At 73.0% G+C, this 21,841-nt stretch carries 17 protein-coding genes, 1 rRNA gene and 1 pseudogene; 4 read left to right on the top strand and 15 right to left on the bottom strand.

All coding sequences use genetic code 11. The features are described 5' to 3' along the window. Positions 1 to 440: 440 nt before the first annotated feature. Entirely contained in the window at positions 441 to 2,243 is a 1,803-nt protein-coding gene (locus ACZ6C1_RS25390) for a glycoside hydrolase family 15 protein (protein ID WP_469243467.1), read from the top strand. A gap of 13 nt (positions 2,244 to 2,256) precedes the next feature. Here the strand turns inward: ACZ6C1_RS25390 and ACZ6C1_RS25395 are convergent, their stop codons facing one another. Further along, positions 2,257 to 3,867, bottom strand: coding sequence for a flavin monoamine oxidase family protein (locus tag ACZ6C1_RS25395; RefSeq protein WP_469243469.1), 1,611 nt, complete (start codon positions 3,865 to 3,867; stop codon positions 2,257 to 2,259). Positions 3,868 to 3,878: 11 nt separating this feature from the next. Next, positions 3,879 to 5,390 (bottom strand): APC family permease, encoded by a 1,512-nt coding sequence (locus ACZ6C1_RS25400; protein ID WP_469243471.1) that lies wholly within the window; start codon positions 5,388 to 5,390, stop codon positions 3,879 to 3,881. Positions 5,391 to 5,550: 160 nt separating this feature from the next. Between ACZ6C1_RS25400 and ACZ6C1_RS25405 the strand changes: the two genes are divergently transcribed. Next, positions 5,551 to 7,173: a PucR family transcriptional regulator gene (locus ACZ6C1_RS25405; RefSeq protein ID WP_469243519.1), complete on the top strand. Its 1,623-nt coding sequence runs from the start codon at positions 5,551 to 5,553 to the stop codon at positions 7,171 to 7,173. A gap of 23 nt (positions 7,174 to 7,196) precedes the next feature. On the opposite strand, the gene ACZ6C1_RS25410 is transcribed toward ACZ6C1_RS25405, so the two are convergent. The 6 genes from ACZ6C1_RS25410 to ACZ6C1_RS25435 form a co-directional block, all read right to left on the bottom strand. Beyond that, positions 7,197 to 8,279 carry a glycosyltransferase family 4 protein gene (locus ACZ6C1_RS25410; protein WP_469243473.1) on the bottom strand — a complete coding sequence of 361 codons (1,083 nt, stop codon included), beginning with the start codon at positions 8,277 to 8,279 and terminating at the stop codon, positions 7,197 to 7,199. A gap of 90 nt (positions 8,280 to 8,369) precedes the next feature. After that, the gene (locus ACZ6C1_RS25415; protein WP_469243475.1) at positions 8,370 to 9,113 is read right to left on the bottom strand and encodes a hypothetical protein; all 744 of its coding nucleotides are present in this window, start codon (positions 9,111 to 9,113) and stop codon (positions 8,370 to 8,372) included. 314 nt (positions 9,114 to 9,427) lie between these two features. Beyond that, positions 9,428 to 11,146, bottom strand: coding sequence for a DNA repair protein RecN (gene recN, locus ACZ6C1_RS25420; RefSeq protein ID WP_469243521.1), 1,719 nt, complete (start codon positions 11,144 to 11,146; stop codon positions 9,428 to 9,430). Positions 11,147 to 11,646: 500 nt separating this feature from the next. Beyond that, positions 11,647 to 12,573, bottom strand: a complete 927-nt coding sequence (locus ACZ6C1_RS25425; RefSeq protein ID WP_469243477.1) for an NAD kinase — start codon at positions 12,571 to 12,573, stop codon at positions 11,647 to 11,649. After that, on the bottom strand, positions 12,570 to 13,385 hold the full coding sequence (locus ACZ6C1_RS25430; RefSeq protein ID WP_469243479.1) for a TlyA family RNA methyltransferase: 816 nt from the start codon (positions 13,383 to 13,385) through the stop codon (positions 12,570 to 12,572). Before ACZ6C1_RS25430 ends, ACZ6C1_RS25425 begins: the two co-directional genes overlap by 4 nt. A gap of 7 nt (positions 13,386 to 13,392) precedes the next feature. Beyond that, on the bottom strand, positions 13,393 to 13,665 hold the full coding sequence (locus tag ACZ6C1_RS25435) for a hypothetical protein (RefSeq protein ID WP_469243481.1): 273 nt from the start codon (positions 13,663 to 13,665) through the stop codon (positions 13,393 to 13,395). Positions 13,666 to 13,707: 42 nt separating this feature from the next. On the opposite strand from ACZ6C1_RS25435, the gene ACZ6C1_RS25440 reads away from it, so the two are divergent. After that, positions 13,708 to 14,055 carry an SCP2 sterol-binding domain-containing protein gene (locus ACZ6C1_RS25440; RefSeq protein WP_469243483.1) on the top strand — a complete coding sequence of 116 codons (348 nt, stop codon included), beginning with the start codon at positions 13,708 to 13,710 and terminating at the stop codon, positions 14,053 to 14,055. Positions 14,056 to 14,296: 241 nt separating this feature from the next. On the opposite strand, the gene ACZ6C1_RS25445 is transcribed toward ACZ6C1_RS25440, so the two are convergent. From ACZ6C1_RS25445 to ACZ6C1_RS25460, 4 genes are read right to left on the bottom strand one after another with little or no spacing between them, the layout of a single operon-like run. Beyond that, positions 14,297 to 15,151, bottom strand: a complete 855-nt coding sequence (locus ACZ6C1_RS25445) for an ABC transporter ATP-binding protein (protein WP_469243485.1) — start codon at positions 15,149 to 15,151, stop codon at positions 14,297 to 14,299. Next, complete coding sequence (locus ACZ6C1_RS25450; protein WP_469243487.1) at positions 15,148 to 16,191, bottom strand: FecCD family ABC transporter permease; 1,044 nt, start codon at positions 16,189 to 16,191, stop codon at positions 15,148 to 15,150. Before ACZ6C1_RS25450 ends, ACZ6C1_RS25445 begins: the two co-directional genes overlap by 4 nt. Beyond that, positions 16,188 to 17,243, bottom strand: coding sequence for a FecCD family ABC transporter permease (locus tag ACZ6C1_RS25455; protein ID WP_469243489.1), 1,056 nt, complete (start codon positions 17,241 to 17,243; stop codon positions 16,188 to 16,190). The genes ACZ6C1_RS25450 and ACZ6C1_RS25455 overlap by 4 nt, the downstream gene beginning before the upstream one ends. Before the next feature lie 60 nt (positions 17,244 to 17,303). Further along, positions 17,304 to 18,344, bottom strand: coding sequence for an HAD-IIA family hydrolase (locus ACZ6C1_RS25460; protein ID WP_469243491.1), 1,041 nt, complete (start codon positions 18,342 to 18,344; stop codon positions 17,304 to 17,306). A 75-nt stretch (positions 18,345 to 18,419) separates the two neighbouring features. Here ACZ6C1_RS25460 and ACZ6C1_RS25465 point away from each other — a divergent pair, with 75 nt between their 5' ends. Beyond that, on the top strand, positions 18,420 to 19,700 hold the full coding sequence (locus ACZ6C1_RS25465) for a DUF1015 family protein (RefSeq protein ID WP_469243493.1): 1,281 nt from the start codon (positions 18,420 to 18,422) through the stop codon (positions 19,698 to 19,700). A gap of 56 nt (positions 19,701 to 19,756) precedes the next feature. On the opposite strand, the gene ACZ6C1_RS25470 is transcribed toward ACZ6C1_RS25465, so the two are convergent. The 3 genes and pseudogenes from ACZ6C1_RS25470 to rrf all read right to left on the bottom strand — a co-directional run. Further along, complete coding sequence (locus ACZ6C1_RS25470; RefSeq protein ID WP_469243523.1) at positions 19,757 to 20,419, bottom strand: tetratricopeptide repeat protein; 663 nt, start codon at positions 20,417 to 20,419, stop codon at positions 19,757 to 19,759. 525 nt (positions 20,420 to 20,944) lie between these two features. Further along, positions 20,945 to 21,487 (bottom strand): annotated as a pseudogene (locus ACZ6C1_RS25475) (DEAD/DEAH box helicase); the annotation flags it as partial. Between the two features lie 259 nt (positions 21,488 to 21,746). Further along, positions 21,747 to 21,841 (bottom strand): 5S ribosomal RNA (rrf, locus tag ACZ6C1_RS25480); the annotation flags it as partial.

Consider the following 21,841-nt stretch of genomic DNA (forward strand, 5'->3'; position numbering starts at 1 on the left):
GGGGGCCGCCGATTCGAGGTGCGGCGCCCACCGGTCCACGGGCTACCAGGGTATCAGCGACCCGGGGCCGCCGCTTCCGGCCACACGGCGGGACCGGCCCCGCCGGGGCGGCGGCGGGGTCGGCGCGCCGGACGCGGGGCGCCGGGTACCCCGCCGCGTACACGCTGCGCGCACGTACCGGCACCCACGGCACACGAGCCCGGCAGGGGTTTCGTACGGGGAGAGGAGGGTCACTCGTTCTGCTCAACAGCTCTACCAGGACCATCACACAGAGGGCCGGGGCGCGTCGTATCCTGCTCGGACATCCGCTGCCGAGCCAGGCCCTCATAACGGCACCACCCCCGCCCGTCACCGGGAAACGTGCTCGTCGGCGATCCTTGACCTTGACCCCAGTAAGCGCCCCACGGGGGCGAACGTTGCCGTTCGACTGGAGATTGCACGTGGCCGGGCGCATCGAGGACTACGCACTCATCGGAGACATGCAGACCGCCGCCCTGGTCTGCCGGGACGGTACGGCCGACTGGCTGTGCCTGCCCCGCTTCGATTCGCACGCCGTCTTCGCAGGACTCCTCGGTACCGAGGAGCACGGTTTCTGGCGGATCGGGCCGGCGCACGCCGATGACGCCGAACCGCCGGCGGCCGACCGGCGCCGGTACGTCGGTGACTCGCTGATCCTCGAATCCGAGTGGGACACCGTGCGCGGCACGGTGCGCGTGACCGACTTCATGCCCCCGCGTGACGGCGCCCCGCAGCTCGTGCGCATCGTGGAGGGGATCAAGGGCCGGGTGCGGATGCGGTCCGCGCTGCGGATGCGGTTCTCCTACGGACGCGTGGTGCCCTGGGTGCACCAGGTCGACGGCCGGACGGTCGCCGTCGCCGGACCCGACTCCATCTGGCTGGACACCGACGTGGAGACGCACGGCGAGGACCTCACCACGTACTCGGACTTCACCGTCAAGGAGGGCGACCGGGTCGCCTTCACCATCAGCTGGCAGCCCTCGCACCACCCGCAGCCGCCGCTGGCGGACCCGCTGGGCGCGCTGGAGGCCACGTCCGAGTTCTGGCGCGAGTGGGTCGACCACTGCACCTACCGGGGGCCCTACCGGGAGGCGGTGGTCCGCTCCCTGATCACGCTGAAGGCGCTGACGTACGCCCCGACGGGCGGCATCGTCGCGGCGCCCACCACCTCGCTGCCGGAGGACATCGGCGGCGTACGGAACTGGGACTACCGCTACACCTGGCTGCGCGACGCGGCGATCACCCTCTCCTCGCTGCTGCGCACCGGCTACCGCGAGGAGGCCCGCGCCTGGCGCGAGTGGCTGCTGCGCGCGGTCGCCGGCGACCCGGAGAACCTCCAGATCATGTACGGCATCGCGGGCGAGCGGGAGCTCGGCGAGGCCGAGCTGGACTGGCTGCCGGGGTACGAGAACTCCGCCCCGGTCCGGGTGGGCAACGGCGCCGCCAACCAGCTCCAGCTCGACGTGTACGGCGAGGTCACCGAGGCCCTGCACCTGGCGCACATGACGGGTCTGTCGCGCAACGACTACGCCTCGCTGCTCCAGCTGAAGCTGATCCGGTACCTGGAGGACCACTGGGACCAGCCCGACGAGGGCATCTGGGAGGTGCGCGGGCCGCGCCGCCACTTCGTGCACTCCAAGGTGATGGCGTGGGTCGCGGTCGACCGGACGATCAAGCTGATCGAGTCCGGGGACGCGGACGGTCCGCTGGACAAGTGGACCGAGCTGCGCGACACGATCCACCGGGACGTGTGCGAGAAGGGCTACGACCCGGAGCGGAACACCTTCACGCAGTCGTACGGCTCGAAGGAGCTGGACGCCTCGCTGCTGCTGATTCCGCAGGTGGGTTTCCTGCCGCCGGACGACAAGCGGGTCATCGGCACGATCGAGGCCATCCAGCGGGAGCTGTCCACGGAGGACGGCTTCATCCTGCGCTACCCGACCGAGGGCGCGGACGAGGGTGTGGACGGTCTGCCCGGCGACGAAGGCGCCTTCCTGGCCTGCTCGTTCTGGATGGCGGACGACCTGGCGATGATCGGGCGGGTCGACGAGGCGCGCAAGCTCTTCGAGAAGCTGCTGGGACTGCGCAACGACCTGGGGCTGCTGGCGGAGGAGTGGGATCCGCGCCTGCAGCGCCAGGTCGGCAACTTCCCGCAGGCGTTCAGCCACGTGCCGCTGATCGACACGGCACTGCGGCTGACCGCCTCGGGCGCGTACGGCGGCTGACGCGCCGGTCCGGCTAACAGGCGGCGATCACCTCCCGGGCGGCGCGCTCCCCTTCGGTCGCGCCGCCCTCCATGAAGCCCTGGAAGTCGTAACTGCAGTGCTCGCCGCCGATGTGGATGTTCCCCTGGGCGGTGCCCTCGTACCCGGCGTACCGGTGCAGGTAGCCGACCGGCCACATCGAGTACGCGCCGAGTGTGTACGGGTTGAGGTGCCAGGCGGAAAGCTGGGCACGGCCGGTCCAGGCGCGGGACGTGCCGGGGAAGAACGCGTCGATGCCGCGCAGCCGACGGGCGGCGAGGTCGCGGACGTACGGATCGGACTCGGTGGAGAACGGCCCGGCGGGGGCGAGGTTCCTGGCGAGGGTGCCGCCGTTGTACTGGATGAGGATGCCGCCGGTGCCCGGCTGGATCTTGGTGGTGTCCCAGGTCTGCTGGACGTCGGTGTCGGTGAAGCAGTCACCGGCACAGACACCCGGCCAGGGGCCCGTGCCGCGCCAGGGGCGGGTGCCGCACTGCATGTTGAGCTTGGTGCAGTGGCCCATGCGCGCGTCGCGCAGCAGGTTCCTCATGCGCGGGTCGAAGCCCGCCTGGCCGAGGTCGAGCCGCTGGAGGACGGGCAGCGGGACGCACAGCACGGTGTGGTCGGCGGTGACCGTGCGGGTGGAGCCGCCCTCGGTGAAGGTGAGGGTCTGGGTGCCGTCGGCGTTCGCGCGCACGGCGGTGAGGGACCAGCCCATGCGGAGCGTGCCGGAGGGCAGTGACCTGGCGATGGCGTTCGGCAGTTGATCGTTGCCGCCGGTGATGTGGTAGCGCTCGTTGGACAGGCCCCAGACGTTGAAGTGACCCGGGTTGGTCTGATAGCCCATCAGCAGGACGAGGGCGAGCGACGACTGCTCGGTGGTGTCCGCCCCGTACTCGACGTTGTAGGCGACGTCGATGAACTTGCCCAGCGGTGAGGTGTGTCCGCCGGGGACGCGGCTCTCGATCCAGTCGTGTATCGACATGGTGTCCAGGGCGGTGCCGTGGGGGGTGCTCTGGTTCCACTTCACCTCACCGGCTTCCTGGAGGTCCCGGTGGAGTTGCTGGTACACGGCCTTGAAGTCCTCGTCGGCCTGGTGGCGCGGGTAGTAGGTGCCGTCGAACCACAGGACTTCCTCGGCGCCGGTGGGGCCACCGCCGAGGAAGTCCTCCAGGAGCAGGCCGAAGCGACGGCAGAGTTCCTGGATCTTCTTGTGGCTGGTGTCGATCAGCTCGCCGCCGATCTCGGAGAGCTGGCCATGGGCCCAGTGGTCGCGCTGCGTCCACATGCGGCCGCCGACCCGGGTCGGGTTCGCCTCGTACAGGGTGCAGTTGAGGCCCGCGTCCTTGAGGGTGAGCGCCGCCGTGAGGCCGGCGATGCCGGCGCCGACGACGGCGACGCGCGGGGCCGTCGCGGCGTGCGCCTTCGTCGGCCGGGCCGCCACCGCCGTACCGACACCGGCGGCGAGACCGAGGGCGGCGGCGCGGCGGAGCAGGTCGCGGCGGGTGGATTCGCGGACGGCGGCGACGGGCATGCCGAGCCGGTCGGCGGCGGCGCGGTGGGCGGCGATGTCACGCAGGGCGCGCATCAGGGGTGTACGGGACATGGTCAGGCTCCTCAGACGGTCGCGGGCTGGTGGTCTTCGTCTGTGCGCTCGGCCGCGTCCTCGAGGACGATCCGGCCGATGATCTCGTACCTCTCGGGTTGTCTGGCCTTCAGGTAGAAGCCGAGGCCCAGGCCGCCGAAGAACACGGCGCCGACGATCCACGGGATGAGGGTGAAGAAGAGGGAGTCGGCGGCGAGGCCCGCGGCGGTCTCCATGTTGATCACCAGCAGGACGACGACCGCGGTCATCCCGATGCCGCCGAGGAGGGGTGCGGTGAACGTCCTGAACCAGTGCCGGTCTTCGGGGTGGTTCTTGCGGAAGTAGCCGATGACGGCGAACGAGCAGAGCGTCTGGACGATGAGGATCGCCATCGTGCCGAGGATCGCCAGCAGTGTGTAGAGGTGGATGTACGGGTCCTGGCCGGTGAGCCAGAAGGCGCCGACGAGGGCGACGGCGATGGCGCTCTGCACGTAGGAGGCGATGTAGGGCGAGCCGTGGGTGGCGTGCGTACGGCCGAGTGCCGGGTGCAGGAAGCCCTCGCGGCCGATGGCGTACAGGTAGCGCGAGGCGCACTGGTGGAAGGCCATGCCGCAGGCGAAGGAGCCGGTGAGCAGCAGCCACTGGAAGGCGTCGACGGCCCAGGCGCCGATGTACGACCGCGTCGGGTCGAAGAACAGGTCGAGCGGGCTGGTGGAGGCGGACACCTCGACGGCGCCGTCCAGGCCGTTGCCCGCGATGGTCATCCAGGAGACGTAGATGTAGAAGAGGCCGACGCCGACGACGGAGACGAGGGTGGCGCGCGGGATGACGCGTTTGGGGTCGCGGGACTCCTCTCCGTACATCGCGGTCGACTCGAAGCCGACCCACGACCAGAAGGCGAAGAAGAGGCCGAGGCCGGCGGAGGCGCCGGTGAAGGCGTTGGCCGGGTTGATCGGCTCCACCGGTATCCCGTCCGGGCCGCCTCCGTTCAGCAGCACGGCCGTGGCGACGGCGAACAGCACGGCGATCTCGGCGATGAGCATCACGCCGAGGGCCTTGGCGGTGAGGTTGATGTCGAAGTACGCGAGGACGGCCGTGACGGCGAGCATCGCCGCCGCGTACACGATCCACGGCAGGTCCACGCCCAGCTGGTCGGCGACGGTCGTCTGCGTGAAGTAGGCGAAGACGCCGACGATCGAAGCCTCGAAGACGATGTACGCGAGGACCGCGAGCATGCCGGAGGCCATCCCCGCGATACGGCCGAGACCGTGCGAGATGTAACCGTAGAAGGCGCCGGCCGCGGTGATCCGCTTCGCCATGGCGACGTAGCCGACGGAGAAGACGGTGAGGACGAGCGTCGCGAAGAGGTAGCCGGCCGGGGCGCCGGTGCCGTTGCCGAAGCCGACGGCGATGGGGAGGTTGCCGGTCATCGCGGTGATCGGTGCCGCGGTGGCGACCGCCATGAACACGACGCCGACGAGTCCGACGGAGTTCGCCTTGAGCCGTTGCACCTGGTGGCCTGCTGGAGTGGGATTCTCTGCCATGGCGGGACACCCTCCTCCGGCGTGACGTACGCCACAATCGACAGGCGGTCGCGCAAATGGCGCGTCGGCGCGACGAGTTGTCGCCCAGTGCCGGTGGTCGTCATCGTCCGGTGATGTCCTCGGAACACGGACGCGGGTAGCGTCCGGCCGTATGACCTCCATGAACGATCAGGGCGGGATCACCGTGCAGCGGGCGCTGGAGCTGCCCGGGCTGCGCGGGGGCCTGCCGGAAGTGGTCGCCGGAGCGGACCGGCTGAACCGGACGGTGCGCTGGGTGCACGCCGGTGAGGTGCCGAACATCGCGTCCCTGCTGAAGGGCGGCGAGCTGCTGCTGACGACCGGGCTGGGGCTCGGTACCCGGCCGGCCGAGCAGCGGGCGTTCGTACGGCGGCTGGCGGAGCGCGGCATCGCGGCGCTGGTGGTGGAGCTGGGGCCGCGGTTCTCCCGGCTGCCCGTGACGATCGTGGAGGCGGCGCGGGCGGCGGGCCTGCCGCTGGTGCAGCTGCACCGGGAGGTCCCCTTCGTCTCGGTGACGGAGGAGGTCCACACCGAGATCGTCAACGGGCACTATGCCCTGCTGCGGCAGGCCGAGGACGTGCACCGGCGGTGCACGGAGGCGCTGCTGGGCGGCGGCGGGGTGCCACAGGTGCTCGGCATCCTCTCCGGCTTCGCGGCCAACCCCGTGTTCCTGGAGACCGCGGACGGCCAGCTGCTGTACGCCGCGGGCGGCGGCGAGGGGCCGGATCCGCTCCAGGTGTGGGAGGGACTGCGCGGCCAGCGGGAGGCGCGGGAGGCGGGGCCGCCGACGGGGGCGGTGCTGGTGGACGTGCCCGGCGGCGGTCCCGGCGCCGCCGCGGTACGCGCCCGTCTCGTCCTGCTGGCCGTGTCCGGGGCGCTGCTGCCCGTCCACCGGATGGCGGCGGAACGGGCGGCCGGGATCCTCGCGGTGGTGCTGATGCAGGCGCGGCAGGAGGAGGAGCTGGCGGCGCGGGGCCGGGGCGACTTCCTCACCGACCTCGCGGAGGGCCGCGTCACGGCCGAGGACGCGCCCGCGCAGGCCCGGGTGCTGGGCTTCAAACCGGGTGACGGCCCGCTGCTGCCGGTCGTGATGCGGCTCGCCTCGGACGTGATGCCGTCGGGGAACTGGTCGGTGCTGGCCCGCGCCGTGCTGGAGGAGCTGTCCTCCGTGGGCGTCCCCGTCCTGCTGGGCGTGCGCCCCGTCGAGGGCCGGGTGCCGCTCCTGCTGGGTCTCCGGGGCGAGTCGGAGCGGACGGCCGTCGCCGACCGGGTGGCCGCGGCGCTGCGGGCGGGTGTGGCGCGGGCGGGGCTGGAGCTGGCGTCGGGCGGGCAGCCGCCGGTCGTGGTGGTGGGCGTCGCGGGCGGCTGGGCGGCGGCGTCGGCGGGGCTGCGGCACGCGGCGGAGACGGCGACCGCGGCGCAGGGGCTGCCGGACCGGCCCTGGTACGACGCGCGGCGGCTGGACATCGACCTGCTGCTGTGGCGGCTGCGGGAGCATCCGGACCTGGCCGCGTTCGTGGACCGGGCGATCGGCCCGCTGCGTGACCACGACCGGACGTCACGCCCCGCGCTGCTGCCGACCCTGGAGACGTACCTGGCGCACGCGGGCCGGAAGGCGGAAACGGCACGGGAACTGCACCTCAACCGCCAGACGCTCTACAACCGCCTGGCCCGCATCGGTGACCTCCTGGGCACGGACCTGGACGACCCGCAGACGGTCCTGGCCCTCTCCCTCGCCCTCCGGGCCCGCCGCCACCTGCCCTGACGGTCGGGGGCGCCGGCCGACGATCACCCACCCGAGCACAGCTCGTCGTAGACGCTCAGCACCTGGGCGATCGTCTCGTCCTCCGTCGGCCACGTCGCCGCCTGCGCCTGCCCCGCCGCCCCCAGCGCGGCCCGCCGCGCCGGGTCCGCGAGCAGGGCCGTCACCGCGGCGGCCAGGGCTCCCGCGTCCCCGTACCGCACGAGTTCCGCCGCGTCGCCGACGAGCTCCGGCACTCCGCCCACCGCCGTCGCGACCAGTGGTACGCCGAGCCGCAGGGCCTCCTGGGCGAGCGGGGCGCGGGCCTCCCAGCGGCTCGGGAGCACCGCCACGTCGGCCGCGGCGAGCAGCGCGGTGACGTCGTCGCGCCGCCCGAGAAGCCGCACCGGCAGCCCCTCCGTGTCGATCCGCCGCTGCAGCGCGGCCCGTTGCCGCCCCTCGCCCGCCACGGCGACCAGCGGTACCGGGTCGTGGCGGAGCCACAGCCGGGACGCGTCCAGCAGCGTGCCGTACCCGCGGTGCGGCTCCAACGCGCCGACGGCCACCACCAACGGCCGGTCCATGGCACCGAGTTCCGCCCGCGCCTTGCCCGCCTGCGTCTCGGCGACGCCCCCGCGCGCGGCGGGGGTCGAGACGGGCCCGAGCCGCGCGTCACGGGCGCCCCGCCGCCGCGCCCGGTCGACGAGTTCGGACGACGTGCCGAGCACAACGGCCGCCGTCCGTACGGTCTTTCGTTCCATGAGCCGGATCAACCGGCCGCGGGCACCCTCCGCGTGGGTACGCGTGTGCCAGGTCACGACGAGCGGTACGCGCTGCGAGCCGAGCGCCAGCCCGGCCCGCATCGAGGCGTGCAGACCGTGTGCGTGCACGACGTCCACGCCCGCGCACGCCGCCCGCAGCGCCCCGATGGCGACCGGGTCGCTGCGCCGCGGTACCGGCACGAAGTGTGCCCCGGTGCCCAGGAAGTCGTATTCGTGGTCCAGTTCGGCGGGGGCGCACACGGTCACCCGTACGCCCCTCGCCACGAGTCCGGCGGCCAGTGATCTGACGTGAGCGCTGCTGCCCGCGCTGCCGCCGCCCAGCACTTGGACCGTATGCAGCTGTGTCACGCGCCCAAGGATGCCAGTCCGTACGCACGTTCCGGCACCGTCGGGGAGAAGCGGCCGTGTCGCGAGGCGTAAACCGTCGTCAGCGATCACTCACTCGGGTGAACCGACGAGGCGGCTGACGGTGTCTCCGTACACCGCCGCCGCGACGAGCCCGGCCGCGTGGACCGCGAGGCCCGCCCGTCCGTTGGCGGCCGCGATCGCCGTGCCGAGCGCCGCGCCCAGGGCGTGAGCACCCGCGTCGCCGAGCATGGTGCGCTCACCGAGGTCGTCGGCGACCACGGCGGCCGCGGCGCCCATCGGCGCGGCGGCGAGCGGCCCGCGCAGCAGGCCGGGCGCGCCCAGCGCGAGCACCGTGAGGGCCGCCCGGCCGGGTCGTACGTCCACGAGATTGACGAAGTGGGCGGTTCCGGCGATCACCACTCCCGCGAGGAGCTTGTCCACGGGCCGCTCCTTGAGCAGCGCGCCCGCGGCGAGCCCGGCGGCACCGATCCCGAAGAGCTTGACCGCCCCGCTGGTCACTTCGCCGTCCCGCAGGGCACCCAGGTGCGCCCGGAAGCCGCGCCGGTGGTCGCCCTTGACGTCGTCGTACGCCCCGCATGCCCCCGCCGCCAGCCCGGCCAGCACGGCGGCGCCCCGTTCCCGTCCCCCGGACGGCAACGCCCCGAGCGCCACCCCGGCGGCCACGGCGGGCCCGGCGTACAGGTCGACGGTCCGCCCCGCGTAGTTCGTCCGCCGCCACCGCTCGTCGCGGCGCCGCCGCAATCCGGCGTACGCGCCCCGGGCGACACCTGCGGCGAGCCCGAACACAGCGGCTGTCCTGCAGAATCCGGTCATGCGCGCCACCCTACGAGCGCCGCACCCGCCCACCGGCACCGGGTGGGGCCGTGCAGGGTCGTCCCCGCAGAGGCCGGCGGCCGGGAAACGGCTCCCGTCTCCGTACCCGAGGCCGCCGGCCTCGAGGAGATGAGCCCGGAGGGGCCCCGCCCCCACCCACCGGCAGTGCACCCGCCCGACCGGAACGACCCGACCGACCCGACCGAGACGCGAGGGGGAACGCGAAGGCGAAGGCCAACGCGAAGACCGACGCGAAGGCGAAGGCCAACGCGAAGACCGACGCGAAGGCGAAGGCCAACGCGAAGGCCAACGCGTCAGGCGTCCGCCCTCGCCGTCGCCAGCAACTCCTCCGCATGCGCACGGGCCGTCTCGGAGTCCTCCTGCCCGGCCAGCATGCGCGACAGCTCCCGTACCCGGTCCTCGCCCTCGAGGACCGTGACGCCCGACCGGGTCACCGACCCGTCGTTGGTCTTCTCGACCAGCAGCTGCCGGTCCGCGAAGGCCGCCACCTGGGGCAGGTGCGTGACCACCACGACCTGCGCCGACTTCGCCAGCTTGGCGAGCCGCCGCCCGATCTCCACCGCCGCCTTGCCGCCGACGCCCGCGTCGACCTCGTCGAAGAGGTACGTCGGTACGGGGTCCGTCCCGGCGAAGACGACCTCGACGGCGAGCATCACGCGCGAGAGCTCACCGCCGGACGCGCCCTTGGCGATCGGCCGGGGCGGCGCGCCCGGGTGCGGGGCGAGCAGCAGCTCCACCTCGTCGGCGCCGGCCGGCCCGTAGGCCACCATCCGGCCCCCGACCTCCACGCCGTCGGGGTCCTCGGTCTGCCGGATGGCGAACGACACGCGCGCGTGGGGCATGGCGAGCGACGCGAGCTCGCTGGTGACGGCATCCGCGAACCGCGCCGCCGCGTCCGTCCTGGCGTCGGTCAGCGCCTGGGCCAGCCCGGACAGTTCGGCGCGCAGGGCGTCCCGTTCGGCCGTCAGCTCGCCGATCCGGTCGTCGTCGCCGTCCAGCTCGGTGAGCCGGGCGGCGCCCTCCTCGGCCCACGCCAGGACGGCGGTGACATCGGTGCCGTACTTGCGGGTGAGCGCGGTCAGCGCGGCGCGGCGCTCCTCCACGGCGGCGAGGCGCCGGGGGTCGGCGTCCAGGTTGTCGGCGTAGCCGGCCAGTTCCGTCGCCACGTCCGCGAGGAGGATCGAGATCTCCCCCATCCGGTCGGCGAGCGCGGCCAGCGCCGGGTCGTGCGCCCGGACGGCGTCCAGCGCCCGCTGGGCGCCCGCCACGAGGGTCGTGGCGTCCAGGACCTCCGGGTCCTCGGGGTTGCCCGCGAGCGCCCCGTGGGCGAGCGCGGCGGCGGAGGCGAGGGCCTCGGCGTGACCGAGCCGCTCGGCCTCGGCGGCGAGTTCCACGTCCTCGCCCGTCCGCGGCTCGACCGCCTCGATCTCGGCGAGGCCGAAGCGCAGCAGGTCGGCCTCCTGCGCCCGCTCCCTCGCGCGCGTGGTCAGCTCCTCGAGCTGGGCGGTGACGGCGCGCAGCCGCCGGTACGCGTCGGTGTACTTGGCGAGCGGTACGGCGACGGCGTCGCCCGCGTACCGGTCGAGCGCGCCGCGCTGCCGGGCGGGCTTGAGCAGGCCCTGCTGGTCGGTCTGGCCGTGTACGGCGACGAGTTCGTCGGCCAGCTCGGCGAGCACGCCGACCGGCACGGAGCGCCCGCCCAGGTGTGCCCGCGAGCGGCCCTCCGCCGAGATGGTGCGGCTGATGAGCAGCGCGCCCTCGTCGAGTTCGGCGCCCGCTTCCTCGGCCCGGACGGCCGCGGCGGCGCCGGGAGGCACGCTGATCCGGCCCTCGACGACCGCGGACGGCGAACCGATCCGCACCAGGGCGGGGTCGGCGCGCCCGCCGAGCAGCAGCCCGAGGCTGGTCACGACCATGGTCTTGCCCGCGCCGGTCTCGCCGGTCACCGCGGTGAAACCGGGTGACAGCTCGACCACCGCGTCGTCGATGACTCCGAGCGACCGTATCCGCATCTCCTCCAACACGGGGAAGACCTTACGAGGTCCGGGGCCCGCTGTGCGACGGCCCCCGCCCCGCGTCGCCGAAGCCGCAGGTCGTGGCGGGGACAAGGCGGTCGTCTGTCACCCGCCGGGGTGGGGACCGACGGGGGTGGGGACAACCCCCCTGCCGATTCGGGAACCAGCTCCATGGTCCCGGCCGTGCCCGGCAGGCCACCATGATCACTATGAGTATGGGAATGGCCCTCGCCCCAAGGACAGCGGGACACGGTGCTGCCGGCGCTCCTGCAGACGGTCCTGCCGGTGCGGGCGGTGGCCCGCCGCCGTGGCGATCACGGCGGTGGAGGCCCCCAACCCCCGCACCGGGCCCACAGTGCCTCCCAGCCCCCATGCCGGGCCCACAGTGCCCCCGGGCGCCCGCCGGCACCCCCGAGCCCACCCGACCCCGGACACCGGCCCCGGAGACCGGCCCCGGAGACCGACCGCCGCCCACCAGGACGGCTCCCACGCACCCGTCAGTGCGGTGCGCCCCGCCAGCCGGACACCGGCAGCGCGAACTTGGCCACCAGCCGGTCGGTGAAGGACGCGTGGTGCAGTCGCGCCAGCCGTACCGGTACCGCCCCGCGGCGCACCTCCACGCGGGCGCCGGCGGGCAGTTCGACGGTGCGCCGCCCGTCGCACCACAGGACGCCGTCCGGGGTGTGCGGCTCGACCTCCACCGCGAGGACCGAGTCCGGCGTGGTCACCAGCGGCTTGGCGAACAGCGCGTGCGCCCCGATCGGCACCATCAGCAGCGCCTCCACCTCGGGCCAGATCACCGGCCCGCCCGCGGAGAAGGCGTAGGCCGTCGAGCCGGTCGGCGTCGCGCAGATCACCCCGTCACAGCCGAAACCGGTCACGGGCCGTCCGTCGATCGCCAGGACGACCTCCAGCATGCGCTCGGCCGAGACCTTCTGCACCGCCGCCTCGTTGAGCGCCCAGTCGCTGTGCAGTACGTCACCGTTGTTGTGGACGGTGACGTCCAGGGTCATGCGCTCCTCGACCTCGTACGCCCGCGTGACCACCCGGTCCACGACCTTGTCGAGGTCGTCGCGCTCGGCCTCCGCGAGGAAGCCGACCCGGCCCAGGTTCACGCCGAGCATCGGCACCCCCGAGGCGCGGGCGAACTCCGCGCCGCGCAGCAGCGTCCCGTCGCCACCGAGCACGATCAGCAGCTCGCAGCCGTCGAGCACGTCGGGCGACGCCTCCGGCACCGTCTCCACCGTCGGCGGCAACGGCAGGTCGGCCGCCTCGGCGGCCAGGACACGTACGCCGATCCCGCTGCGCAGCAGGCCGAGTACGACGAGCTCGGCGCTGCGGACGGCCGCCGGGCGGCCGGTGTGCGCAAGCAGGAAGACGGTGCGGGGTGCAGCAGTCGTCGAAAACGCAGTCGATGAGCTCAACGAGGTCCCTCCGCCACGGCGCGTTCCACATCCGCCGGATCCAGTGCGGGCGCGCCCGCCCTCAGCCACAGAAAGTACTCGACGTTGCCGGAAGGGCCGGGCAGCGGACTGGCCGTGACGCCGAGCACGCCGAGGCCCAGCTCGCCGGCCTGCCGGGCCACGCCCCGCACGGCCTCGGCACGCAGCTCGGGGCTGCGGACCACGCCGCCGCTGCCCAGCCGCTCCTTGCCGACCTCGAACTGCGGCTTCACCATCAGCACCAGGTCGGCGTCGGGCGCCGAAACACCCGCCAGGGCCGGCAGTACCAGTCCCAGCGGGATGAACGACAGGTCGCCCACCACCAGATCCACCGGCTCTCCGTCGATCGCGTCCAGCGTCAGCTCACGCACATTCGTACGGTCCTTGACCGTCACGCGTTCATCGCTCTGGAGAGACCAGGCGAGCTGTCCGTACCCGACGTCGACGGCCACGACGTGCGCCGCGCCGGCGCGCAGCAGGACGTCCGTGAACCCGCCCGTGGACGCGCCCGCGTCCAGCGCCCGCCGTCCCTCGACCTTCAGCCCCCGTGGCACGAAGGCGGCCAGGGCCCCGGCGAGCTTGTGACCGCCGCGCGAGACGTAGTCGGGGTCGGCGTCGTCCTGCACCACCACGATGGCGGCGGCGGTCTCGACCTGGGTGGCGGGCTTGGTGGCGGTGTTGCCGCCGACGGTCACCCGCCCCGCCGCGATCAGCTGGCTCGCGTGCTCGCGGGAGCGCGCGAGCTTCCGGCGTACCAGCTCGGCGTCGAGACGGCGGCGTGCGACTCCTGCCACGTTCGGTTCAGCTCCTGTGTTCGTACGAAGGCGAAGGCTGGGGGCGCGCGTCGAGCGCGGCCAGCGCGTCCCGCAGCCCCCGGTGTACATCCTCGTACACCTCCAGGTGCCCTTCGGCGGGGAGGTGGTCGGCGTCGGCCAGCCGCTCCAGGAGGGCGTCGACCTGCGGGTGCCCGGTGGGTACCCGCTCGACTCCGAGTGGCGCGGGCGCCGCCGGGTCGTACGACTCCTCGGGGCCGGATCCGGCACCCTCCGGGCCCTCGGGCATCACGTCGCTCATGCCCAGACGCTACCGCGAAGCGCTGGGGTACGGTCGGTGGCGATGGCCACGATCGAGGAGTGCCGCAGCGCACTCGACAGACTTTCGGACAACCTGACGCACGCGAACGGCGAGGTGCGCAGCGCCGCCGCGCTCGACCGCACGCTGAGCTGTCACATCACGGACCTCGACGTCACTTTCACCGGTCGTCTCGCCGGGGGCCGGATCCAGGTACTCGACCGGGTGGACGGGCCGCCGCCGGAGCGGGCCGAGATACGGCTGGCGATGACCGGTGACGACCTGCTGGCGATGGTGGACGGCGAGCTGAACTTCGCGAGGGCCTGGGCCTCCGGCCGCGTCCGGCTGGAGGCGGGTTTCCGTGATCTGCTCCGGCTAAGGTCACTGCTGTAGGGCTGCGGTCACGTCCGCGCAGCGGCGACCGCCCGCCTCCCGGGCCCGGCTGACCGCCCGCCCTTCCCCGGAGCCCGGCCGACGCCCGCGAAACCACGGTCACGCCCCCGCAGCCCGGCCGATGCCCGTGAAACCACCGTCAGGTCCCCGCAGCCGCGGGCACTGCCCGTGAAACCACGCTCACACCCGCGAAACCACGCTCACGCACCCGCAGCCGCGGGCACTGCCCGCGGCTGCGCCGTCACGTCCGCGCGGCGGCGACCGCCCGGGTCTTCCGGGCGGCGGGGATGACGAGCGGCGTGCCCGTCTCCGGGTCGTCGATGACCTGGCAGCGCAGTCCGAAGACCCGCTCGACCAGCTCGGCGGTGACCACCTCGGACGGCGGGCCCTCCGCGACGATCTCCCCGCCTCGTACGGCGATGAGGTGCGTGGCGTACCGGGCGGCGTGGTTGAGGTCGTGCAGGACGGCCACCAAGGTGCGGCCCTGGGTCTCGTGCAGTTCCGCGCACAGGTCGAGCACGTCGATCTGGTGCTGGATGTCGAGGTACGTCGTCGGCTCGTCGAGCAGCAGCAGCGGGGTCTGCTGGGCGAGGGCCATCGCGATCCACACGCGCTGGCGCTGCCCGCCCGACAGCTCGTCGACGTACCGGTCCCCCAGCTCCCCGACGCCCGTGGCGTCCATCGACTCCTGGACGATCCGTTCGTCCTCCGGGGACCACTGGCGCAGCAGCCCCTGGTGCGGGTAGCGACCACGCGCGACGAGGTCCGCGACGGTGATGCCGTCCGGGGCGATGGACGACTGCGGCAGCAGGCCCAGGGTCCTGGCGACCTTCTTCGCGGGCATGGAATGGATGACCTGCCCGTCCAGCAGCACCCGCCCCTCAGTGGGCTTCAGCATCCGTGACAGGGCCCGCAGCAGGGTCGACTTGCCGCACGCGTTGGGGCCGACGATCACCGTGAAGGAGTTGTCGGGTATCTGGACCGACAGGTCACGGGCGATGATCCGCTGCTCGTAGGCGAGGGTGACCGCCTCCGCGCTCAGGCGCTGCTGCATGGACGTACTCCTGGCGTTCTTCTCTTGGTTCAGGGGGGTCATATCCGGCCTGCCTTGCGTTCCGTGACGAGCAGCCAGAGCAGGTACACACCGCCGACGACACCGGTCACGACACCGACCGGAAGCTGCCGCTCCCCGAAGGCGTTGGTGGCCGCCCAGTCGGCGACCAGCAGCAGCGCGGCGCCCATGAGCGCGGAGGCGGCGAGGTTGGGGCCGGGCGAGCGGGTGAGGCGGCGGGCGAGCTGCGGCGCGCTCAGCGAGACGAAGGTGATCGGGCCGGCGGCGGCCGTGGCGACGGACACCAGCAGCACTGCGGAACCCATCAGCACCAGGCGGGTCCGCTCGACCTTCACGCCGAGGGCGTAAGCGGCGTCGTCGCCCATCTCCAGCATCCGCAGCGGCCGCCCGTACGCCAGTACCAGCGGCACGAGCACGGCGCACACGGCGAGCAGCGGCCAGAACTGGGCCCAGTCACGGCCGTCGAGGGTGCCGGTCATCCAGAGCACGGCCCGGGTGGCGTCGATCAGGTTCGCCTTGGTGATGAGGTAGTGGATGACGGCGGTCAGCATGGCGGCCGCGCCGATGCCGATGAGGACGAGCCGGAAGCCGTGGACGCCCCGTTTCCAGGCGAGCAGGTAGATCAGGAAGCCGGTCACCACCCCGCCCACGACGGCTCCGCCCGCCACTGCCGTGGCGCTGCCTCCGAAGAGCACGATCACGCTCAGCGCGCCGACGGTGGCGCCCTGTCCGAAGCCGATGATGTCGGGGCTGCCCAGCGGGTTGCGGGAGACGGACTGGAAGACGGCGCCGCCCAGGCCGAGGGACGCGCCGACGAGGATCGCCACGAGGATCCGCGGCAGCCGCAGGTCCTGGACGATGAACTCCTGCGCCATGGTGCCGTTGCCGAGGAGGGTGGCGACGACGTCGCCGGGTGCGATGGGGAAGTCGCCGCTGCCGATGAGGACGACACCGGCCGCTACGGTCACCACGGCCAGCAGCAGGCCGACGAGGGCCGCTCGCGGCTCGTAGCGGACGGACAGGCCCCCGGGGGTGCGGAGGGCCTTGGCGGTACGCGTGCTCACAGCTGGGCCATCCTCTTGCGGCGTACGAGGTGGATGAAGACGGGTCCGCCGACGAGCGCGGTCACGATGCCCACCTGGAGCTCGGAGGGCCGGGCGACGACTCGTCCCAGCACGTCGGAGCCCAGCAGGAGCACGGGGGACAGCACCGCCGCGTAGGGCAGGATCCACCGCATGTCGGGGCCGGTCAGGGCGCGGACGAGGTAGGGCACCATCAGGCCGATGAAGACGATCGGGCCGCACGCGGCGGTCGCGGCGCCGCACAGCAGCGTCACCGACGCCATGCCCATCACCCGGGTACGGGTGAGGTGCGCGCCCAGCGCGCGGGCGGTGTCGTCGCCCATCTCCATGGCGTTGAGCGGCCGCGCGATGAGCAGTGCGAGCAGGACGCCCACGGCCATGAACGGCGCCACGCTGCGCACGGTCGTCATGTCGGCGTTGGCCAGCGAGCCGACGGTCCAGAAGCGGATCCGGTCGAGGGCGGCCGAGTCCAGTAGCTGTACGGCGTTGACGTACCCGTACAGCGCGGCGGTCGCCGCCGTACCCGCCAGCGCGAGCCGTACGGGGGTGGAGCTGCGGCTGCCGCCGAGCACGTACACGACGACCGAGACCACGGCGGCGCCCAGGAACGCGAACCAGACGTAGCCGGAGAGCGAGGTGACGCCCAGGAAGCTGATGGCGGTGACGACGGCGGCGGAGGCACCGGCGTTGACGCCCAGCAGGCCGGGCTCGGCGAGCGGGTTGCGGGTGAGGGCCTGCATCACCGCGCCGGACAGGCCGAGCGCGACACCGACGATCACTCCCAGCACGGTCCGGGGCACCCGCAGGTCCTGGATCAGGACGTCGTTGCCCGTACCGGAGTTGTGGAACAGGCCGTGCCACACGTCATCGAGCGGGACCGGCTTGGCCCCGACCATGATGCTCGCGACACAGATGAGCAGCAGGACGCCGACGGCGACGAGCAGCCCGGCCGCGCGCACCGAACGGTGGCGCCCACGGGGCTCGGCCGCGGCGGACGGATCCGCGCTCTGTTTGGGGGGACTGTCGACCAACACCCGGTTAGGTTAGCCTACCTTTGCCTTTGCCCCGGAGGCGGCCCGTCCCCCGTCACAGGGTCACCACCCCAGCCGCGCCAGCGCCTTCCCCGCGTCCAGGGTGCACGAACCGTCCTCCGCGTACGTCCAGGCCGCCGCGCACAGCGCCCGCAGCCCGTCGAGCGCCCCAAGGTCCCCGCCGTCCCCGTCCAGCGTCAGTGCGTCCCCGCGCACGCCGGCCGTCCACCCACCGCACCGGAATCCGTCGGCGGCCGAACCCGTGACCTCCGGCTGCCCGGTGAGCAGCCCCCGCAGATCGGCGTCCACATACGTCGGCCGGTGCTCGGGCACCGCGGCCAGCAGCCGCGCCGCGTCCGTCACCCCGGTCAGCACGAGCAGCGAGTCCACACCACCGTTGAACGCCCCCTCGATGTCGGTGTCCAGCCGGTCCCCCACCACCAACGGCCGCTCCGCACCCGTCCGCAGGATCGTTTCGCGGTGCATCGGCGGCAACGGCTTGCCCGCCACCTGCGGCTCCGCGCCCGTCGCGATCCGCACCACCTCCACCGCCGCGCCGTTCCCCGGCGCGATCCCCCGGCCGCTCGGGATCGTCAGATCGGTGTTGGACGCGAACCACGGCACGCCACGCGCCACCGCGTACGACGCCTCCGCGAACCGCCCCCACGGCAGCTCCGGACCGCCATACCCCTGCACCACGGCGGCCGGGTCGTCGTCCGCCGACTCCACCGGCTCCAGCCCCCGCTCACGCAGCGCGACCCGCAGCCCCTCCCCGCCGATCACCAGCACCCGCGCCCCCTGGGGCACCTGGTCGGAGATCAGCCGGGCCACCGCCTGCGCGGAGGTGATCACATCGGCCGGCGCGGCCGGAACCCCCAGCTCGGTCAGATGCGCGGCGACCGCGTCCGGCGTCCGGAGCGCGTTGTTGGTGACGTACGCGAGGTGCATCCCGCCGTCCCGGGCGGTCTCCAACGACTCCACGGCGTGGACGATCGCCTCGCCGCCCGCGTACACCACGCCGTCCAGGTCCAGCAGCGCCGTGTCGTAGGCCTCGCTCAGTGCGCGCGCACTGCCGCTCGGCCGGTTCCTGCCCCGCTGCCCCATGTCCTGAACTCCTCGTTCCGAAAGCCGATTGCCCCCGATCATCGCTCATACCCTCGATCCACATACGATGCAGGGATGAAGACGACAGGTTCTGCGGCCAACGGCGGTCTGCACCTGACACCTTTCCGTGGGTTGCGCTATGTACCGGAACGGGTCGGGAGCCTTGCCGCGGTGACCTCTCCCCCGTACGACGTGGTCGTGCGGCCCGACGGTGTGCACCACCTCCAGTCGGCCGACCCGCACAACATCGTCCGGCTGATCCTGCCGCAGGCGGCCACCACCGAGGCCCGCCACCGCCAGGCCGCCGACACCCTCCGCGCCTGGCTCTCCGACGGCGTCCTCGCACGGGACACCGAGCCGGCCCTGTACGTGTACGAGCAGCGCAAGGGCGACCTCCTCCAGCGCGGCCTCATCGGCGCCCTGGAGCTCACCACCCCCGCCGAGGGCATCGTGCTGCCCCACGAGGACGTCATACCGCACGTCGTCGAGGACCGCGCGTCCCTGATGCGCACCACCGCCGCCAACCTCGACCCGCTGCTCCTCACCTACCGCGGCAACGGCACGGCCACCGGCGCGACCGCCGTCATCGAGCGCACCGTCCTGCGCCCGCCGCTCCTCGCCACCACCACCGAGGACGGCATGAGCCACCGGCTGTGGTCCGTCACCGACCCGGCCGCCCTGGCCGAAGTGGCCGACGACCTCGGCAGGCACCAAGCGCTGATCGCCGACGGCCACCACCGCTGGGCCACCTACCTCCGCCTCCGCGAGGAACACCCCACGCCCGGCCCCTGGAACTACGGTCTCGTCCTCCTCATCGACACGGCCCGCTACCCGCTCCAGGTCCGCGCCATCCACCGGCTCCTCAACCACCTGCCGGTCGCCGACGCCCTCGCCGCCCTCGACGACACGTTCCGCGTCCGCACCGTCGACGGCCCGCTCCCGGACGCCCTGGACGCCCTCGCCACCGCCGCCCGGGAAGGCAACGCCTTCGTGCTCACCGGCGACGGCCGCTTCCACCTCATCGACCGCCCTTCCCCCGACCTGCTGGCCCGCACGGTCCCGGCCGACCGCCCGGAGGCCTGGCGCACACTCGACGCGACGGTGCTGCACGCCACGCTCATCGACCACCTCTGGCACGTCCCGGACACCTCCGAGGGCATCACCTACATCCACGACGCCCAGGCCGCCGTCGCCCAGGCCGCACGCCGCGGCGGCACGGCCGTCCTGATGCACCCGGTACGGGAGGACGTCGTCCGCGACCTCGCCCGCCAGGGCGTCACCATGCCGCGCAAATCGACCTCCTTCGGTCCGAAGCCGGCCACTGGCCTGGTGCTGCGCAGCCTGGACGTCGACTGATCCCGGACATACGAAAGGGGCGGCACCCTCACGGGTGCCGCCCCTTCTCACTTCAGTCAGTCCCGCGGCTCGCCATCCGCCTCGGCGACCTCGTCCTCCTCCACGGCGGCGTCGACGAACTCGACCCCGTCCAGCTCCGCGAGCCGGTCGGACGCGTCGGTCGAACCGTCCTTGTCGGCCTCCAGCGCCTTGGCGAACCACTCACGCGCCTCGTCCTCACGCCCCGCCTCCAGCAGGGCGTCGGCGTACGCGTACCGCAGGCGCGCGGTCCACGGCTGCACGGAGTTCGACGCCAGCTCCGGGCTCTGCAGGGTCACGATGGCGGCGTCCAGCTGCCCCATGTCCCGGCGCGCCCCGGCCGCGACCAGCCGCATCTCGACCTGGCCGGCCTTGTCGAGCTTCTGCACCTCGGGCTCACCGGCCATCGCCATCGCCCGCTCGGGACGGCCGAGGCCCCGCTCGCAGTCCGCCATGACGGGCCACAGCTCCACGCTGCCGGTCATGCGCCGTGCCGCCCGGAACTCGGCCAGCGCCTCGGCGTACTTCTGCGTCGCGTACGCGGCGAAGCCCGCGGCCTCCCGCACGGCGGCCACACGCGAAGCCAGCCGCAGCGCGATACGCGAGTACGCGTACGCCTTCTCCGGCTCCTCGTCGATGAGCTTGGCGACCATCACCAGGTTCTTGGCGACGTCCTCGGCCAGGGTCTTCGGCAGGCTCATCAGCTCCTGCCGTACGTCCTTGTCGATCTCGTCACCGGTGACCTCCGGCGGGATGGGCAGCCGCTTGATCGGCTCCCGGTCCCGGTCACGCCGATCGCGGTCGTCCCGTCCCCGGAACCCGCCACGGTCGTCCCGGCCGCGGTACCCACCGCGGTCGTCACGACGGTCGTCCCGCCGCGGACCCCGGAACCCGCCCCGGTCGTCCCTGCGCTCCTCGCGCCGGGGCGCCCGGTCGTCCCTGGGGAAGCCACCCCGGTCGTCGCGCCGCTCGTCCCGGGGCCGGAAACCGCCCCGGTCGTCACGACGGTCGTCCCGCCTGCCGGGCGAGCGCTCGTCCCGCGGGAACCCGCCACGGTCGTCACGGCGCGGCCCGCGGTCGTCGCGGTTGAACGACGGCCGGTCATCGCGACGGAAGCCGCCACGGTCATCACGGCGGTCATCGCGACGGGGGCCACGGTCATCACGGTTGAACGACGGCCGGTCGTCACGACGGAAACCACCACGGTCATCACGGCGGTCGTCACGACGAGGACCGCGGTCGTCACGGTTGAACGACGACGGCCGGTCGTCACGACGGGGTCCGCGGTCGTCGCGGTTGAACGACGGCCGGTCATCGCGACGGAAGCCGCCACGGTCATCACGGCGGTCATCACGACGGGGGCCACGGTCATCACGGTTGAACGACGAGGGCCGGTCGTCACGACGGAAACCACCGCCACGGTTGTCGTCACGCCGGTCATCGCGACGGGGTCCGCGGTCGTCACGGTTGAACGACGAGGGCCGGTCATCGCGACGGAAACCACCACGGTCATCACGGCGGTCGTCACGACGGGGACCGCGGTCGTCACGGTTGAACGACGAGGGCCGGTCGTCACGACGGAAACCGCCGCGGTCGGCAGGCCGGTCATCACGCCGGTCGTCGCGGCGGAAGCCACCGCCACCACTGCCGGCAGCCGGGCGACCGCCACGGTCGTCACGGCGGTCATCCCGGCGGAAGCCGCTGCCGCCGCCGGCGGGCCGACCGCCGCGGTCATCACGGCGGTCGTCACGGCGGTCGTCACGCCTGAAGCCGCCACCGCCGCCGCCACGGTTGTCGTCGCGACGCGGCCCACGGAAGCCGCCCCGCTCGCCACCGTCCCTACGACGCGGCTCGCGCTCCGGACGATCGTCGGAGGAGTTGGTGGACATGGGTGTGGCTCCTGTCTTCGGGTAACGCAGTCATTCTCGCGCAGTCGGCCGTCCGACGCGCATCGAGAAAAGATCAAGCAAAACAAAAAGGACCCTTGGTCCCAGCATGAACGCTGGGACCAAGGGTCCTTCAAAGATTGTTCGGCGGCGTCCTACTCTCCCACAGGGTCCCCCCTGCAGTACCATCGGCGCTGAAAGGCTTAGCTTCCGGGTTCGGAATGTAACCGGGCGTTT

This window comes from Streptomyces sp. NPDC041796 (assembly GCF_055590785.1).